We start from the raw sequence: 17,490 nt of genomic DNA, 5'->3' as shown, positions 1-17,490 counted from the left end.
TTTTCTTGTTAAAAGAATAATAGCTCTCATAGAAATTATTTTTTAAGGTCAGAAAATTTAAGGGGAATATATTGACGACTTCCTAGAGAGACATACATTAATGTTTACAAGCGGATTAGTTAAATATTTATCCTGAAAATTATCAGCTATTTTATGAGGTGGGAAGCATGTATTTTGAGGTGTTTCAAGGAGTTCACAATCAATGGTACTGGCGTTTAATCTCAGGAGATGCACAAAAAATTGCTTTTTCTAGTAAAGGTTATCCAACAAAACAAGATATCCTAATCAATATTGAGCAAATAAAAGAAATTACACATAAGGCTCTTATTAGAGAACTACAGTCCTAACGTTCTTTACCATTAAAACAAGCGTTTATTTTGTATAATGGTATGGTAGTTACTTTTGTGACAAATGAAAAGTGATTGATTTGCCCTCAATGAGAGGAAGTTTTTGTATTATTTCTGACACTCACAAAGAACATTCATATTCTTACAGATTATATGTTTATTTTCAATCATACTCAAATCTCTATAGCCTTTATCAAAAAGAAAATCTCTTAAGTTTTGTATTTTTCATAAAAAATAAACGCACATGAAGAGAAGATAAATCATCAATGAGAAATATATTTACTCTACAAGATATTAATATCTTTTACGTTCATATTCCTCTTCTGTATCTGATAATCATAACTGACTTACCCATTTCATCTTCATAAAAAGCAAATATCTCTTTCTTTCTATTATCATGCAATTTTTTATACCTATTAGCTGAAACTATCGTAGCATTTATACCTTACATCTAAAAAGAACGTGCAAAACTGTTTCCAGCAATAATATAAAATTGCTGGATTGTATAGACGCGCTTTTTAATAACTAGCCTACCTATAAACTGGTTTATCATCATAAACTCTTATTTTATGATCAACGACGCTCTGTCTTATAACCTTAAATGTTGTCATAAAATCAGAGTAAACTTGAATATTCTCTTCCAATACAATCTCTCCATCAGCACCATAATTGGCTTCATTAAAGTTTATCTCTCTCGTCATTCCAATCTTCCTAACACATTTCCAAACCCTTTAATGCAAAATATGAATACAATCACTCTTTATCATCTTCAGATTTAAGCATTTTTTTATATTTCTTTTCATTTTTTTCATATTGCTTAATTTGTTTTTTCAGTTTTTCAATTGCTTGGTCGCGTCTTTTAATCACCATACTTTGCTCTCTAATAGCCCTATCTCGTTCTTCAGTCATCTTCATAGAATCTCTTAAAAACTCATGCTTTATTCTTCTAGATTCCTCTTTTAAAATTTTCACTTGACTGCGATAATATAAAGAAAATCGAAATATAACCCCGCTGCACAACAAAACAACAATCATTGCTCCCAATAAAATTTCGTTTACACTCATTTGGATCTCCCTTAATTGTCGCTCAAGTGATGATCTTGACCAATTTGTTTCATCCTCAATCAAAAAAAGAATGCAATAAATTGCATGTTCCAAGTGTGAACAATCACTCTCGGCGTTCTTATTTTCTCCATTAAAGCATTGATAAATGACGCAAACAAATCTCTGAAAGCGGCTAAATCTACACTCACACCAATTATTTGCGACACATTTATTGACACAAAATACAAAAAATAAGGAACGTCAAATAAAACTAACGACGCAATCCAATCATACAAGCCTTGCCCAAATCGTTCCTATCTTCCTTTTTTACGCCATGTGGAATGCGGCTATATATGAAAGTTTTTCATTATTACAAAAATCTTCAGTGTCACAAAGCACAGCATTTCTGTAAAATTTTGCCTTCCCACAAATCTTTACATCACCACAAACTAAAGCATCATTATAAACTCGAGCCTTTCTAAAATCACGAGTATCACCACAAAATTCAATACATTGAGCATTCAAAACTTGATCAAAAAAGACCGCATTAGCATAAACATATGCATCTCCACTCATATTCAAATAACGATAAAGTTCTTATTTTTCATAAACATGCGAACTCTTACGAACAACTAAACAACCATATGTTAATGCATTGTTATCAATAACAATATCATTATAAACACAGACTTCATTATAAACCGCAGCATCATAAAAACACATTCATCCCCATAAGGGCATTGATCGAATGTACAATTCTACCAAACAACCACCTTTGTGGATCAGATTACCTTCCTGTTTAATAAAATATCCAAGATCACTTTTTTGATATTTCCCATTTTTTTACGCATATATAGGATATACCATCTGATAGTGATCTAATTTATTACAATAAAGAAGAAATCAGTATTCTTTATCTATGCAATTTACATCTTTTCTACAGCCATTATCCTATCTCTTAAGGCTCTAAAGCTTCGTTATATTCACACACTACCTCAACGCAGAATTTTTTTTACAAATTCTGATGTTGGGGTATATCTTGATTTATAATGCTGCTACGTATACTATCATAGTGAAATCTCATAAACATACGAGTGTGTATCGCCCTTTCTGGTATACACATTTACTTTTTCACAACCGTGGAACTAAGCAACCATTTTTATTGATTCGAATCTGAAAGTGTATGGGGACATTTTGTTATTAGTTAAAAACAACTCTATATGCTTCCTTAGCGAAGAGCTACACATGGATATTTTCACGCTCCTTGTATCATATATTCTGGATTCGCAACGCAATATTAACGCTATAGCGTAAATATGTAAAGGTCTAAAAATGACAAAGACTGAAAAAGATTGGTTCCAACGCTTAGTTGAATTGATAAAAAGTGACGGACGAACAATGATTGAAATAAGCAGAGCTGCAGGCTGTGGACAAAATTACGTCCAACAAATGATAAATGGAGGCAAGAGGCCTTCTGTAGATAAACTCATGGCTATTTTGAATACACTGGGAAATGCTAGTGCCATATATGTAATAACTGGTTTCAACATCTCCGATGAAGACTTAAAACTCATAACTTTGATTTCGTCTGGAGATAAAAAGAAGATTGAAGCCTTAAATGTTCTGTTGAATGAGCAGAATCTGTAGCATTTTCTACTTTATCCAATATCGCTTGCTTTTGAGACGTCGATAAAGACTCCCATTTCACAATAATATCAGATAAAGTTGTTTCAAATTTTTTATCATTCTTCATAGTCATACTCCATGTAGTCACACTATATAACGCTAAAGCGTTTAAAATATATCTCATACCTTAGAAAAAAATATTTGCAATAGGCAGTATGGAAGCAATTGTGTACAAACTTATTTTACAAAATCAGATGAAGTTCTATTAGTCATGTACCATGGTGAAACAGAAAGCATCACACGATCCAGACCTTCTTATGAAAATTGGTATAATCTATCAAAAACGCGAATAATGTTACGCAGATCTTGCGATTCGGACCAATAAAAACTAATGTGAAAATATCCCTGAAGACACTCCTGAACTCTATATAAGAGAACACGAAAAAGCTTTTTTGAAAAAAATACATCACAATTTATTCTACATAGCACCATCTATGTTTTTTTAACAATATTGCAAAGCGAGAATATAACAATGTTATAGGAATAAATTCTTATAAACAGAGCCACACTACCTAAAACTCTGTAACACATTTACAGGTAACCTCCCCTCTAAACGCACCTTGTAAATACTAATATAAGTCTCTATCATAAGCAAAAATGATACTATCAAAAAAATAAAACGAATCACCACGCACAATCTTTGTACGTAAATTTTATACAGATTTACAACAAGAGAGAAATTCCCTTATGCAAATGAAGAATTATATTTTAAAAGTATGGCTTTGAAGAAGAAGTATACTTTTCCAAAAAAACACCCTCCCTGCCAATAATTTTTCATAAGAGAAAAAACTCATAATAAAGATAAAACTCTCTATACGATCAATACGAGAAAAATGTTAGCAATACAAAAAAGTGCTAGGGTTACCGCAATATTGCCAATTCCTTATCAGAGTAAAATCAAAAAAGACATCTGCTCTTCAATAATAATTCGGATCACATGAAAACTCTATAATTTAAACATTAAGCAAAAAATACACAAAAACAGAAAATGGCATTTTAACAAATTTTCCAATATCATAGAAAACATTTCTTACAGAATAATAAAATGCTTATTACAATAGAATCTGGATGATGCAAAGCGATAGAAACAATCACTCAATTGACTTTTCAAAGAACAATTAATAAAATTCTTTTCAAAAAACACGCCACCGTCACTATGAACAATATTTCTCAAGATATTAAATAGAATTCCTTTCTTGGGAAAAAGAAAATAACAACAAATGTTATCATCGTTGCCCCATGATACATATGAATGCCCATAGATCACATTCTCTTATACACTAACCTTTCATCACAATGATGCTATTCGAATGTCTAAAAGACATTAACATCACTTAGAAAAAAGCAAATTTACACTAAATGTTTTTTGAGCCATTTGTTCTGAACAGGTACAATCTTTAAAATTGGTTTTATTGAGGTCTGTTTATTTGCAGAACAAGTATAAATAAACTTATCCAATGAAGCTTTTAGCCTTCTATTTTATGAAGAACACCATATAGAAAAAGTACAAAACAGTATATGAATTAAGAAAGTAAATAGCGACCCATATCAGTTAATCCAAATGCTAAAAGGTTGCAAATGAGAGAACTTCTTTGATGAGACTAAGAAAACATACCATCATATTAAAGCGACTGAGAGAACAAACTGCAACAAACAACGACCAAAAGCTTCTAAAACAAACAGGAAAATAAATAAAAAACGAAAAAGGTAGAATCTCAAAACTTTTATATAAGCGATCCATTTTTCTATTGTACATTTCCCTATTGGTGGGCCCGGAGGGACTCGAACCCCCAACCAAGCGGTTATGAGCCGCTGGCTCTAACCAATTGAGCTACAGGCCCTAAATAGGTTGTTTCTCTCTAAACTAAAATGCCCTATGATACAAGAGCTGACAAAGATTATAACCCATCTTTTTCTCTTTTCTATTGGTTTTTTTTTCAGTGCTCTAATTTCTTTACAAAAACTCTTAAAAATGAGAGAATAATTAACTGACAAATATAAAGGTATAGATATGATAGAAAAGAAAATTCAACCACTGAAGAGTTCTCTGGTTAAAACAGTTATATTAGCATTTACACTCTTAGCCACATCGTTGACTGTACGTGCTTATGCTGAAGAAAATAAAATGAAAAATGCAACGATTACAGTGACAGCAATCGGAGAAAGTCAAGCAGCACCGGATATGGCCATTATTAATCTAGCCGTTGTTACCTATGACAAAACTGCCCAAAAGGCATTAGCTTCCAATAATCAATCCATCAATGATATTATAAACGCTTTTAAAAACAATGGCATCCAAGCAAATGATTTGCAAACATCAGGCTTATCCATTTATCAGTCAACCTCTGATAAACACCACGAAAAAAAGAATAATGAAAAACTCTATCATGTTTCAAATTCTTTAACCGTGCGCATTCGTGATCTTACCAATGCTGGTAAAATCTTTGATCAAGCGATGACACTAGGTGTTAATTCAGTTAACGGCATTACTTTTACCAACGCAGATACAAAGCCATTTTATCAAGCAGCACGTAAAAAAGCCATTACTGAAGCCATTGAAAAAGCGCAAACGATAGCGCAAGCAGCCGATTTAAAATTAGGAAAAATTATTGAAATCAATGAAAAGGATGATTACTATCACCCAACACCACGTCTCATGAGTAGAGCAGCAGATGTAAGCTACGCAAATACAAATTTTGCAGGTGGTGAATTAAATTATAACGTGAGCGTCACTGTAGTCTTTGCGATCGATTAAGTCACAAACAAGTTGTATAAAAAATCATATTACTGGCCTTCACGTAGAAGACCAGTAATGTGATAAAGATAATCTTCCTCAGATAATAATTCGTCTTCGTAAATCTCTATTTGTCCGCGTGCAGAAATACGCGCTGTATGTACCGTCTGACAATCTCCTGATACCAATGGATGCCACCAATGAAGATCTTTTCCCTCATAAATTAATCTATAAGCACAACTTTCTGGAAGCCAACGCGCTGTTTTAACTGTCGTAATATCTAGCGATATACAATCTGGTACAATTGATTTACGATGAGCATAATCTCGACACCTGCAGGTTTCCCCATCTAAAAGACGACAAGCAATACTGGTTGCATAAAGGTCACCCGTATCATCGTCCTCAACTTTATGGAGACAACAACGGCCACAGCCATCACAAAGGCTCTCCCACTCAGAAATGGAAATCTCTTCTAATTTTTTTACTTTCCAAAAGGGAAGCTCTCCACTCATAAACTCAGACACACCTTTTTAAATTAAGACGATCTATAAAAAATGAAACATTTAATTTCTATAATTTCATCTATTTTTGTCTCTTAAAAAGATTTAACTCAATGTATACTTTAAACCATGTTCTTAAAATCTATCTGAATAAAAGAGAATATTCAAAAAATAGCGTATATAAATGAACGTAACCTATTGAAACATCTCTTTATAAACTGACAAAGAGTAAAATGCGTCACCTAAAATGATAGAAAAATTCCGCAAAGAATATACATTTTTCATCAAAAAGTCCGTATGTTGCAATATAAGTTTATTCCTAATAGATCTCATTTCTTAAAAACGAGCCGCGCTATACGCAAGGTAATGTTTTTATCGTTCATTTCTTGAAAGCTCCCCTACTCTCTACTCCATAACCACCCTTTGCCCTATATCTATTCTTCTGAGACAGAGAAGTATAAAGCCCCAAAGCTAAGAAAAACATTAAACATCGAAAACTTTCTAGATTGTTCAAATTCTTCCTATGTTTTTCTCAAGAAAGCATCCAAGTACAACGTGACGCACCTCCCCCTTCATTAAGAAGAAGGAGGAAGTTATTAAAATGCACACGAATTCCTTTATTTAAGAATCGAGAAAACTGCGCAATTTTCGTGAACGGCTAGGATGTTTTAATTTACGAAGTGCCTTTGCTTCAATCTGACGAATACGCTCTCTTGTAACTGAGAACTGCTGTCCCACTTCTTCCAATGTGTGATCGGTATTCATCCCTATTCCAAAACGCATCCGCAAAACACGTTCTTCTCGTGGTGTTAATGAAGCAAGAACGCGTGTTGTCGTATCTCGCAGATTAGCTTGGATAGCTGCATCAATTGGTAATAACGCATTCCTATCCTCAATAAAATCACCCAAATGGGAATCATCTTCATCACCAACAGGCGTTTCGAGAGAAATAGGTTCTTTTGCAATTTTAAGAACTTTTCGTACTTTTTCTAACGGCATAGAAAGCTTGCTAGATAATTCTTCTGGTGTTGGTTCTCGTCCAATTTCATGGAGAATCTGACGCGATGTACGAACGATTTTATTAATTGTTTCAATCATATGAACAGGAATACGAATTGTACGTGCCTGATCAGCAATTGAACGTGTAATAGCTTGACGAATCCACCATGTTGCATAAGTTGAAAATTTGTAGCCGCGCCGATATTCAAACTTATCCACAGCCTTCATCAAACCGATATTGCCCTCTTGAATAAGATCAAGAAACTGCAAACCACGATTGGTGTATTTTTTTGCAATTGAAATGACAAGACGCAAATTAGATTCTACCATCTCTTTTTTCGCAATTGTTGATTCGCGTTCACCTTTCTGCACCTGCATAACAATCCGACGAAATTCACCAATCGAAATAGCCGTTTCTTGCGCAAGATTTTGTATTTCACTTCGCAGTTTTTGGATTTCTTTTGCTTCACGCACCGAAAACTCTTTCCAACCAGGTGTAGGCAAAGCAGAAATATAATTCATCCAATCCGCGTCCAATTCACGCCCTTGGTATTCTTTTAAAAAGTCCTCATGGCCAATGCCATAGCTATTGGCAATCCGTTTCAGCTTACCTTCATTATGAATCAATCTCTTATTAATGTCATAAAGCTGTTCAACCAAAGCTTCGATACGATTTTGGTTTAAAGAAAGGGATTTTACTGCTTGAATCAACTCACCCTTTAATTGAATATATTTCTTCTTCTGAGAAGATGTAAGAGCCCCCTCTTTACGCTCTGCCAAACTGCTTTCAACATGCTGATCTTGTAATTTTCGTAATTTCACATAGGTTTGAGCAATAAAATCCAATGTTTCCATAACTTGAGGACAAAGTTCATTTTCCATTGCAGCAAGCGATAAGTTAACATCGTCCTCGTCCTCTTCATCATCGTCTTCAATGTTTCTCTCTCCTGCGCTCTCCCCCATATTACGTATACCAGAAGACATTTTTTCTTCTACGGTCTTATCAACTTCACTTCGCTCAATAACAGGAGCCTGCTTTGCTTCTGGACCAGCATAAGTCGTTTCAAGATCAATAATTTCACGAAGAAGAATACGCTGCTCTTTTAACTCGTCACGCCAGATAATAAGAGCCTGAAAAGTCAAAGGACTCTCACAAAGTCCCGCAATCATTGTCTCACGCCCTGCTTCAATACGCTTAGCAATGGCAATTTCGCCTTCCCGCGAAAGAAGCTCAACAGCTCCCATCTCACGCAAATACATACGCACCGGATCATCCGTACGATCTGTTACTTCGCGTTTATTCGTTGTCGTTGCAATTGCATGGCTAGAGGCTTCTACTAAATCACCCCCCTCTACCGTAACTTCTTCTTCATAATTTTCAGACTCAACTTCATCCTCATCATCCACAACATTAACCCCCATCTCAGAGAACATCGCCAAGATATCTTCAATTTGTTCGGATGTAACCTCGTCAGAAGGAAGAACAGCATTGAGCTCATCCATTGTTACGTAACCATTTTTTTTGGCAAGTTTAATCATTTTCTTGATGGCATCATCAGAAAAATCAAGAAGAGGACTATCCAAACTCGCTTGGTTTGTTACTTCTGCATTATCTTTCTGTTTAACCTTTGTTGCCATACCATAACTCCACTCGATCACTTCACAGTTTCCATGTAACCATAGTTTCCATGTGACCAGTTTTTTGTTCTCACTAAAATCTACCAATAGTTACCCATATATACTGCCTGTTAAGAGATTACCATTGGAAAGAATACATTTTGTATACGCCCTGACATCCAGACAAACTTGACATCCAGACAAAAACGCGGGAAAACTCCAGAAGTTTCCCCGACACCTCTCAGCCCTTCTGAGATAATCTCTGCACCCTATCGTAAGAACCAATTTCCCGCTTTTCCTAAAATTTACCCGCTTTTCCTAAAATTTACCCGCTTTTCCTAAAATTTAATTGTCATCTTTATAAAAATGTCACTCCACATAAACTTCCTCATCTAAAATTTAAGTGACTGATTCGCATTAAAAAAGCGAATCATTTTATCGTATCTTGTGTATTCCCGTCTATTTTTTCATCCAACCAACTTCCAAATCCTTCAATTAACGCTTCTGTTGCCTGCATCTGCTCCAGCTCATTTTTTACCTCACGAAGCAGATCAAAAACCTCACTCTTAGGATTTTCTACAAGTTGCTCTTCAATATCCTGTAACCTCTTATGTAGGTGGTGTTCTTGAAGATGCAAGTAGACAGCTTGTTTTAATATAGCACGCGCATCTTCTATAGGGGCTCCACCAGGAATAATACGCATACCAATATTTTGCACAAGATGTTTCATACGCTCTAACAGAGCCTTTTGCCCTCTTTTTTCTAAGAACGCAACCATCGTCTCTTTATCATGAAGCTGTTGGTCCCCAAGAATTTCCAACATAGCTTGATGAAAAATTATCAATTGAGTATTTTTTAATTCTAACTCAGAAAGAATTTCAAAATTTTCATACCACAACTCAGGATAGTAAGCTAAAGTAAGTAAAATCACTGCTTCACGCAAAGGGATAGATTGCGAAGAATTTCGTACTATTTCAGAATTTGCTAACAGAGAAAAGGTTTGATCTTTAAAGGTCCTATTTGGTGAAGATTGACCATATCGCCCTTCCCCCCTTTTTTTCGAAAAAGAGGGACGAAAAAAATCAAAAAGGCGTTTTTTTACATCTTGCAAATAATAACGACGGACATCTTCATCCTTAATCGTAAAAATTTGTTGTTTTAGTTGTTTTTCTAGCGCTGCTCGTGCCTCTGGAATTTCAAAATGCTTTCCATAGGTAGCACGCCACCATAAAAGCTCACTCAAAGGAATAGCTTTTTGCAAAAAAGAAGAAAAAAGCTGTGCTCCACCAGCACAAACAATTTCATCAGGATCTTTCCCTTGTGGCAACAAAACAAAGCGTACACAAACCCCAGCCTTTAAAAGAGGCAACACACGATCAGCAACACGAAAAGCAGCTTTTAAACCAGCATCATCACCATCAAAACACAAAATAGGCTCCTTCCCCATCTGCCATAAAAGCTCAATTTGCGCTTCCGTTAATGCTGTCCCTAAGGGCGCTACAACTCCTTCAAAACCAGCTTTAGTCAATGCAATGACATCCATATACCCCTCAACAACAAGGAGTGAATGAATTTTTTCATCGCCAACAAAGCGACTATTTTTGCGAGCTGCTGCCGCGTTATAAAGTATATTTCCTTTATGAAACAGCACTGTTTCAGGGCTATTGAGATATTTTGCTCGTGTCTCTTTCTCTAATGCACGCCCTCCGAAAGCCACCACACGTCCGCGCAAATCTTCGATAGGAAACATAATGCGATTTCTAAATCGGTCATAAGAATCTGCGCTCTCCTCATACACTGAGAGAAGCCCACATTCTTCCATTTGCTTTATTGAAATGCCCCGTGCACTCAAAGCTTCTTTCAAAGCTGTACGCCTTACCGGTGCAAAACCAATGCGGAAACGCTCTACAAGCTCTGGTGTAACACCACGTGCATCCAGATAACGACGTGCTTGCGTACCTTCTTTATCGCGTAAATTATATTGAAAAAAATCTGTAGCAATTTTCATCACATCATAAAGGTCAGCTTTTTCCAGTTGACGTTTATGACTTTGTGAATCCAAAATAGGGAGTTTTATTCCCGCAAAATCAGCCAAACGCTCTACACTTTCTGAAAAGTGCAATCCATCAAGCTCACACAAAAAGGTAAAAATATCTCCACTTACACCACAACCAAAACAATAATAGCGCCCTTTATGATCATCACAATGAAAACTTGGCGTTTTTTCACCATGAAATGGACAACAACACCAAAAGTCTCCCCGTGAAGGCTTACTTTTTCGAGGATCAAAATCCACCCGTTGCCCAATCACTGTTGAAATTGGGAGTCTCGTACGCAATTCATTAAGGAAATCGGGCGGAAAACGCATTATCTCTCACAGAGTTTGAAAATTCTTTTTTGCATATTTAACGACTTTAGAGCATAATTCCAATACTTCCTCTTAAGCAGTTGTAAAATTTTAAACCCTCAACTGCATATGTTTTTAGAAATGGAGAATAAAAAGTGATCGAATTTATTGCTCAATATCCGTGGTTAGAGGCTATTTCTTGGCTTGTTATTCTTACTATAGCTGCCCTTTTAGTGAACTTTCTAGGACGAAAATTACTTATTCACGGAGCAAAAAAACTCTCTTCTTTTCTCCCCAAAAATACAACGATCGATATTAATAATGCTATTCAATACATAGCGGATATCATTTCAGCTTTTATTCTTTCAATTGGTGTTAATTTTATCTCAACATTGCCCGATGCATTTAGCACTGTCATCAGTAATGTTGCCAACGCCTTCATTATCTTCTTTGTCGTCCTGACAATTTCTTCCTGTCTCAATGTCATTAACATCCTTTACGAACAACGACCAACAGCACGACTAAAACCAATAAAAGGTTATATTCAAATTGCTAAAATTGCACTTTTTGCTGTTGCAACAATTTTAATGGTCGCTACATTGATTGACCGTTCCCCTCTTATTCTCTTCTCCGGTCTTGGTGCAATGGCCGCGGTTCTCATGTTAATTTTTCAAGATACGCTTCTTTCTCTCGTTGCCGGTATTCAAATTTCATCCACTGATATGGTTCGTGTTGGGGATTGGATTGAAATCCCCAATCTCGGTGCCGATGGTGATGTTATTGAAATTGCCTTGCATACTGTTAAAGTTCAAAATTTCGACAATACCATCACCTCAGTTCCTATCCGTAAACTTGTGACCGACCCTTTTAAAAATTGGCGTGGAATGCAAGAATCGGGTGGCAGACGCATCAAACGCTCCCTTTTTATTGATCAATCAAGTATCCATTTTCTCACAAAAGAAGAACAAAAATATCTTTCCCGATTTAATTTATTAGAAAGTTATTTCACGCAAAAAGTAGAAGAAATCGAACAATGGAACGCTCAATTAGATAAAAATCATGATGTCTTAGCCAATACGCGCCGTTTAACCAACATTGGAACTTTTCGTGCTTATGTTTTTGCTTATCTACAACAGCATCTAAACATCAACCCTAATATGACCCTCATGGCACGGCAATTACCTCCTACAGAAAATGGTTTACCCTTAGAAATCTATTGCTTTACGAACACCACCGTTTGGATCGACTATGAACAAATTCAAGGCGATATCTTTGATCACCTTTATTCCATTCTGCCCTGTTTCGGTCTAAAGGTTTTTCAAAATCCAAGCGGTTATGATTTTAATCAAGTATTAAAAGCAAAAGTGAAATAAAAACAATAAACTTCAATTTATTAATTTGAGGCAACCACATTCACAACAACAAAGAAAGAATAAAGTATCATGAATGGTTCATTGGTACTCCTTCATCTTGCCGGCGCTATTTCTTTACTTCTCTGGGCCACACGCATGGTGCGCACAGGAGTTGAACGCGCCTATGGTGACAGACTTAAATATAAAATGTGCCACGTCGTTTCAAAACCATTGTTTGCCGTAAGTTTTGGACTTTTTACAGCAATGATTTTACAAAGCTCTACAGCAATAACACTCCTCGTTGGCTCTTTCGTTGAATCTGGTTTTGTCTCTGGAGTAGCAGGACTTATGGCTGTACGTGGAGGAGAATTAGGATCAGCAATCGTTGTAAAAATTCTCACCTATGACCTCACTCTTGTTGTACCCTTGTGTCTTTTAATTGGCACTTGTATCTTCATGACAACAGAAAAACGTGAATGGCGTCAAATAGGACGTATTGTCATCGGTATTGGTCTTTTGATTTTATCTTTAGAGATGATAAGTACCGCGACAGAACCTTTACGTGAAAGCGAAATTTTACCTAGCATCATTCGTTATCTTTCAACCGATCCTATTTCCACTTTTTTGTTGGCTGCTGGCTTAACCTACCTCTTACATTCATCCATTGCAGGAATCATTTTGCTGGTCAATTTTGCCAACTACGATCTTATCCATACGCAACTCTGTGTTGTCATGGTTCTTGGTGTCAACTTTGGCTCTTCTCTTATAGCACCACTTTTAACGCGCAACGCCTCTCCTAATACCCGCCTCGTTCCCTTAGGAAATTTACTCATGCGTGGGGCAGGGTCAATCCTTATACTTATCTTATTTCTCTCCTTTCACCCTCCCATCACATGGCTTGGCAATAACGCCCCTACTCAAGTAATCAACGCCCATATCATTTTTAATGTTTTCATTCTCCTTGCTGGAATACCACTTTCAAAATGGGTTTTAAAATTAACCACTCAGATCGTGAATATAAGTGCAAAAAAAATGCAAGCCGACAAAACGCTCAATTTATCCGATCAAACAGCTCTTGATGACAGTGTTCTTGATCGCCCAACTCTCGCCCTCTCGAATGTCATGCGTGAAGTCATTCATATTTGTGATCTTGTAGACATCATGCTAGAAAAAATTATGGGACTTTATGAAAAGCCTGATCCCAATATTATTCGTGAACTCAACCAACTCAACACCATATTGGACAAAAAACATATCGCCATCAAACTTTATCTTGCCCGATTAGCGGGACAAAAATTATCTGACGAAGAAGCTCTTCAAACGCAAGAACTTCTAGGCGCCTGTATAAAATTAGACCAAGCAGGCGATATCATTATTCATAATATGTTGATGCTGGTTAAAAAGAAACAACAAAAAGGTTTACAGTTCAGCAGCGAGGGCTGGAGTGACCTCCTTCGTTTCCACGCCATTGTACTAGCCAACGCGCATATAGCATTTAACGTTCTCGTCTCACGTGATACACACACTGCACACCTATTGGTACAAAAAAAAGATCAGCTACGAAACTTAGAAAAAGAGATGAGTTTAAAACATTTTAAACGTCTGCGTGAAGGGGATCTCAAAAATGTAGAATCATCCAGTCTTCATCTCGACACTGTGCGCGACCTTAAACAAATCAACTCTCTTTTGACCTCAATGATCTACCCCATTTTAGAAGAACAGGGACTTCTTCAAAGTTCTCGTCTACGCAACCCTGCTGAAGAACAAACAGAAAAAACTTAAACCTTTCAAATAACTTGAATAAAACACACATCACATCGATTATTCAATTTTGAATATGGTCAAGATATTGATTTAATCAAAATATCTTATTATTCGACAATTTAAATGAGCTTTCTGCATCGTAAGTTTCTTTCATTTAAAATCTATACATGATGAATTGCTCAAAGTCATCTGCTTGCACATTACAAACAAAGCAGCATGTAGAATAGAACTCTTGAAGAAAGACGTAAAAATGCCTAACCATCTCAAAGCCAAGACTGTTAAACACATAAAGAGTAGGTCAAGAGTATGATAGTTCCAACCTAAACCCGCCTTGTAAAAAGGGAACCGCTTCACAGTAGCAGCAAAACAGAAATACTCTATAAGGAATACAAAACCCCACAAAAATGCAATATTTATATCAAGATCTGTAGAGGTTAAACCTATACAGCCACGCTATAACGTGTCAACAAAGCAGTTTTAATTTCAAACATCATTGATATCAATTGGCAAGCTCAAAACTTTTAAATATCCATTTTACTTATTGCTTTAATCACAGTTGTTTTTTTCAATTTAAGAGAGAGCTTTAAAAAGCTTATAAATACACTTTATGAGTTCTTAAAACATTTTCACTAATATTTTCTTATTTTATTCGTATTTCTAAATTAATTAATTTGTTTATAAATTAAAATGTATTATATATTTATACTTATTAAGTATTATTATGATACAAATGTGACTATTATTTTAATATAAAGGAAAGTAATAAGTAAAATCTCTAAAAGCAATATCCTTTCCACTGGGTAAAAAAGGAATAAACCTTGATTTTTACAAAGTTTACTCTAGTTACAATTTAAATTCAGGCAAAGGAGGGTATCATGGAAAATGCAAACATAGGTTGGATTGCAGCTATTATTATCGGCGGGATTGCAGGTTGGGCTGCACAGTATATTATGAAAAGCCAAACAGGAATATTGTTAAATATTATCTTAGGGATTATTGGCGCTGCGCTAGCAAGCTTTCTTTTTAGTCTTTTAGGTGTAAGTTTTGCTGGTTGGCTTGGCTATCTTATTTCAGGTTTTATAGGAGCCTGTATTCTTATATGGATAGGACAAAAAATTCGATCATAGAGTATTTATTTTTTACACCTTTTGGGATTCAATACAAAACTAGGAAACAACGAGCAGAGTTTAAAATATTCCCCTGTAACTTGTTGTTACCAATTTTGATATGATGGTGAGATGCTTAAGCTGCGATTTTAGGCATACACCATCATCGTATTATAAAACCAAATGCAGTAAAGAACTTTATAACGCACCATTTCATACCTATATAAACTTACGCATATCAGGAGAGATATGTTGCGTTATTTTAACGAAATACGAATTATTTTTGTACCACGTGCGCAAATCCAGCTTATCTCACTGTAATAACAACCCATAAGGTTACAAAAATCACTAACGATGATTAAAAATTCTACCGTATAATGCTTAATAGCTTACACTCTATCAACAATACCCTTTTACCAAGAAAACTCGAAGAGCTTTTTTGCATCTTAATAAATAAAGAGAGACGGTAAGAACAAAATGATAAAGAATTTTTTCTAATCTATGAAAGAAAATAGTATATAAAATAAATATGAAATAATATTAATGTAACTTTATTATAGAATTACTACAAATTATGTTATGTGAAGTAATTTTTAACAATTTTAACAATATAATGTATTTTAAAGTTTTCAAAAATATATGCATTAATATAAATTTCTTGATTATAAAGAATACGATCCCCTTTACATCTCAATTCAAAAGATTTGAATATCTCTTCTCTTTCTAAAGTATAAAATAAAGTTTTGTTCCTCTTAAAATTTCCTCTTTATATCATCTTGCATAGATGAATTTTTAGCTCTTCTTTATATGCGTTACAAACGAATTTTAAAGCACGAAACATTTTTCCCATTGCTCTCATGCGATAAAGAAATTTCCGTAATGCATTGTGAAAGCGCCTTGGATAAAACATAATACCTTATTTTGCTTTTTTAATGAAAATAATCCTATAATATATACTTCCCGCATATCTTCTTTTAAAGACCTTTGCAATCGACTTTCCCTTTGATATCTTCCTGTTAAAATCTTGCTGCTTTTATACTCCTTGTATTACAATAGAGCTATCTATTTAACCCAACATAACATATGGAATAAGACTTTAGCTGTGGAGTAAAACGATGTCTGATCTTGAAGATTCCATCTTACCGCCTCTAACGTGGTTCTCTGATCAAAATCCTCCAATACCAGAAAACGTTCGCGATTGGCTCATGGAATCGGGCTCGATGACGCTTCGATTAAAGAAATATTGTACCTGCCTCCAAGTTCAACCACAACGCGAATGTTTTATTACGCAAGATAAATTAACAGAAGAAGCAGAGCATCTCCCCGAAAGTGCGCGTTATTGGCTACGCGAAATCATATTAATGGGAGATAATAAACCTTGGCTCCTTGGACGCACTGTAATTCCACAAGAAACCCTCCTACACAATCAAGCCTTGATGCATTTGGGAACTGTACCTCTAGGACATTATTTATTTAACAATGACAAATTAACCCGCGATTACATTCATATTGGTCAACAAGGTGCGCTATGGGCACGCCGTTCCCGTTTGCGGTTAACGGGTAAGCCATTGTTGCTAACTGAACTATTTTTAACAGATTCACCACTGTATCCCCACAAATAGAGGTTACTCATTTTATTCTGCATAACTTATAGATTTCATATAGCTTATAAGGGATTTAATCAGAGAAAAGAATTTCAAAATTATCTCAAGAACACATTAAAAACAAAGATTTCTTTTCAAAATATCCTTTTATTTCATCAACTCAGCTTAAAAAATCTCTTCCCTAGAAAAAACGTTCTAAAATTCTGATTTTCTTATCATTAAAACCAGCACTTGAATTAAAAAGATACACACCATATTGATAAAACCATCTATATTTAAATTTCTTGCTGAATAATCACTACTCTAAAATACGGTAACTCTTTATCAAACAAATGCTTTGAAACAGCAAAAAAGACAATAATACACTCGCCAAAATTGGAAATCTGTATC

General features: G+C 35.2%; 15 protein-coding genes and 1 tRNA gene. 7 read left to right on the top strand and 9 right to left on the bottom strand.

Annotated features, from left to right (window positions below; all coding sequences use genetic code 11):
* Positions 1–167: 167 nt before the first annotated feature.
* A complete protein-coding gene (locus tag ACFINR_RS04500; RefSeq protein ID WP_142416545.1) occupies positions 168–347 on the top strand; it encodes a DUF1508 domain-containing protein in 180 nt (59 codons plus the stop codon).
* A gap of 530 nt (positions 348–877) precedes the next feature.
* On the opposite strand, the gene ACFINR_RS04495 is transcribed toward ACFINR_RS04500, so the two are convergent.
* The 4 genes from ACFINR_RS04495 to ACFINR_RS04480 form a co-directional block, all read right to left on the bottom strand.
* Positions 878–1,048, bottom strand: coding sequence for a hypothetical protein (locus tag ACFINR_RS04495; protein ID WP_375613355.1), 171 nt, complete (start codon positions 1,046–1,048; stop codon positions 878–880).
* A gap of 52 nt (positions 1,049–1,100) precedes the next feature.
* Complete coding sequence (locus ACFINR_RS04490; protein ID WP_375613354.1) at positions 1,101–1,412, bottom strand: hypothetical protein; 312 nt, start codon at positions 1,410–1,412, stop codon at positions 1,101–1,103.
* 306 nt (positions 1,413–1,718) lie between these two features.
* Positions 1,719–1,967, bottom strand: coding sequence for a hypothetical protein (locus tag ACFINR_RS04485; RefSeq protein ID WP_375613353.1), 249 nt, complete (start codon positions 1,965–1,967; stop codon positions 1,719–1,721).
* A gap of 21 nt (positions 1,968–1,988) precedes the next feature.
* On the bottom strand, positions 1,989–2,114 hold the full coding sequence (locus tag ACFINR_RS04480) for a hypothetical protein (RefSeq protein WP_375613352.1): 126 nt from the start codon (positions 2,112–2,114) through the stop codon (positions 1,989–1,991).
* 609 nt (positions 2,115–2,723) lie between these two features.
* Between ACFINR_RS04480 and ACFINR_RS04475 the strand changes: the two genes are divergently transcribed.
* Positions 2,724–3,038, top strand: a complete 315-nt coding sequence (locus ACFINR_RS04475) for a helix-turn-helix domain-containing protein (RefSeq protein ID WP_007347852.1) — start codon at positions 2,724–2,726, stop codon at positions 3,036–3,038.
* On the opposite strand, the gene ACFINR_RS04470 is transcribed toward ACFINR_RS04475, so the two are convergent.
* A complete protein-coding gene (locus ACFINR_RS04470; protein WP_375611974.1) occupies positions 2,962–3,144 on the bottom strand; it encodes a hypothetical protein in 183 nt (60 codons plus the stop codon). The genes ACFINR_RS04475 and ACFINR_RS04470 overlap by 77 nt on opposite strands.
* 1,697 nt (positions 3,145–4,841) lie before the next feature.
* A tRNA-Ile gene (locus ACFINR_RS04465) sits at positions 4,842–4,918 on the bottom strand.
* Between the two features lie 170 nt (positions 4,919–5,088).
* Between ACFINR_RS04465 and ACFINR_RS04460 the strand changes: the two genes are divergently transcribed.
* Complete coding sequence (locus tag ACFINR_RS04460) at positions 5,089–5,832, top strand: SIMPL domain-containing protein (protein WP_375628797.1); 744 nt, start codon at positions 5,089–5,091, stop codon at positions 5,830–5,832.
* A 29-nt stretch (positions 5,833–5,861) separates the two neighbouring features.
* Here ACFINR_RS04460 and ACFINR_RS04455 read toward each other — a convergent pair whose 3' ends face one another.
* From ACFINR_RS04455 to dnaG, 3 genes are all read right to left on the bottom strand, one after another.
* Entirely contained in the window at positions 5,862–6,323 is a 462-nt protein-coding gene (locus ACFINR_RS04455) for a YcgN family cysteine cluster protein (RefSeq protein ID WP_375611972.1), read from the bottom strand.
* A 609-nt stretch (positions 6,324–6,932) separates the two neighbouring features.
* Positions 6,933–8,948: an RNA polymerase sigma factor RpoD gene (rpoD, locus tag ACFINR_RS04450; protein ID WP_375613401.1), complete on the bottom strand. Its 2,016-nt coding sequence runs from the start codon at positions 8,946–8,948 to the stop codon at positions 6,933–6,935.
* Positions 8,949–9,357: 409 nt separating this feature from the next.
* Entirely contained in the window at positions 9,358–11,295 is a 1,938-nt protein-coding gene (dnaG, locus tag ACFINR_RS04445) for a DNA primase (RefSeq protein ID WP_375652693.1), read from the bottom strand.
* 134 nt (positions 11,296–11,429) lie between these two features.
* Between dnaG and ACFINR_RS04440 the strand changes: the two genes are divergently transcribed.
* From ACFINR_RS04440 to ubiC, 4 genes are all read left to right on the top strand, one after another.
* Positions 11,430–12,647 (top strand): mechanosensitive ion channel family protein, encoded by a 1,218-nt coding sequence (locus ACFINR_RS04440; RefSeq protein WP_375638344.1) that lies wholly within the window; start codon positions 11,430–11,432, stop codon positions 12,645–12,647.
* Positions 12,648–12,716: 69 nt separating this feature from the next.
* A complete protein-coding gene (locus ACFINR_RS04435) occupies positions 12,717–14,408 on the top strand; it encodes a Na/Pi cotransporter family protein (RefSeq protein WP_375613347.1) in 1,692 nt (563 codons plus the stop codon).
* A gap of 857 nt (positions 14,409–15,265) precedes the next feature.
* Positions 15,266–15,517 carry a GlsB/YeaQ/YmgE family stress response membrane protein gene (locus ACFINR_RS04430; RefSeq protein ID WP_375611967.1) on the top strand — a complete coding sequence of 84 codons (252 nt, stop codon included), beginning with the start codon at positions 15,266–15,268 and terminating at the stop codon, positions 15,515–15,517.
* Between the two features lie 1,094 nt (positions 15,518–16,611).
* Positions 16,612–17,118, top strand: coding sequence for a chorismate lyase (ubiC, locus tag ACFINR_RS04425; protein ID WP_375621383.1), 507 nt, complete (start codon positions 16,612–16,614; stop codon positions 17,116–17,118).
* Positions 17,119–17,490 lie beyond the last annotated feature (372 nt).

This window comes from Bartonella sp. AP19HLJMH, from assembly GCF_042196245.1.
Taxonomy (GTDB): Bacteria; Pseudomonadota; Alphaproteobacteria; order Rhizobiales; family Rhizobiaceae; genus Bartonella.
This window is presented reverse-complemented; position numbering and strand designations above follow the sequence as displayed.

What these genes read in the sequence shown, in the direction of transcription:
- ACFINR_RS04430 (WP_375611967.1), top strand. Translation starts at nt 15,266, where the DNA reads ATGGAAAATGCAAACATAGGTTGGATTGCAGCTATTATTATCGGCGGG.
- ACFINR_RS04500 (WP_142416545.1), top strand. Translation starts at nt 168, where the DNA reads ATGTATTTTGAGGTGTTTCAAGGAGTTCACAATCAATGGTACTGGCGT.
- ACFINR_RS04470 (WP_375611974.1), bottom strand. Translation starts at nt 3,144, where the DNA reads ATGAAGAATGATAAAAAATTTGAAACAACTTTATCTGATATTATTGTG.
- ACFINR_RS04485 (WP_375613353.1), bottom strand. Translation starts at nt 1,967, where the DNA reads ATGAGTGGAGATGCATATGTTTATGCTAATGCGGTCTTTTTTGATCAA.
- ACFINR_RS04495 (WP_375613355.1), bottom strand. Translation starts at nt 1,048, where the DNA reads ATGACGAGAGAGATAAACTTTAATGAAGCCAATTATGGTGCTGATGGA.
- ACFINR_RS04455 (WP_375611972.1), bottom strand. Translation starts at nt 6,323, where the DNA reads ATGAGTGGAGAGCTTCCCTTTTGGAAAGTAAAAAAATTAGAAGAGATT.
- ACFINR_RS04460 (WP_375628797.1), top strand. Translation starts at nt 5,089, where the DNA reads ATGATAGAAAAGAAAATTCAACCACTGAAGAGTTCTCTGGTTAAAACA.
- ACFINR_RS04490 (WP_375613354.1), bottom strand. Translation starts at nt 1,412, where the DNA reads ATGAGTGTAAACGAAATTTTATTGGGAGCAATGATTGTTGTTTTGTTG.
- ACFINR_RS04435 (WP_375613347.1), top strand. Translation starts at nt 12,717, where the DNA reads ATGAATGGTTCATTGGTACTCCTTCATCTTGCCGGCGCTATTTCTTTA.
- rpoD (WP_375613401.1), bottom strand. Translation starts at nt 8,948, where the DNA reads ATGGCAACAAAGGTTAAACAGAAAGATAATGCAGAAGTAACAAACCAA.
- dnaG (WP_375652693.1), bottom strand. Translation starts at nt 11,295, where the DNA reads ATGCGTTTTCCGCCCGATTTCCTTAATGAATTGCGTACGAGACTCCCA.
- ubiC (WP_375621383.1), top strand. Translation starts at nt 16,612, where the DNA reads ATGTCTGATCTTGAAGATTCCATCTTACCGCCTCTAACGTGGTTCTCT.
- ACFINR_RS04475 (WP_007347852.1), top strand. Translation starts at nt 2,724, where the DNA reads ATGACAAAGACTGAAAAAGATTGGTTCCAACGCTTAGTTGAATTGATA.
- ACFINR_RS04480 (WP_375613352.1), bottom strand. Translation starts at nt 2,114, where the DNA reads ATGTGTTTTTATGATGCTGCGGTTTATAATGAAGTCTGTGTTTATAAT.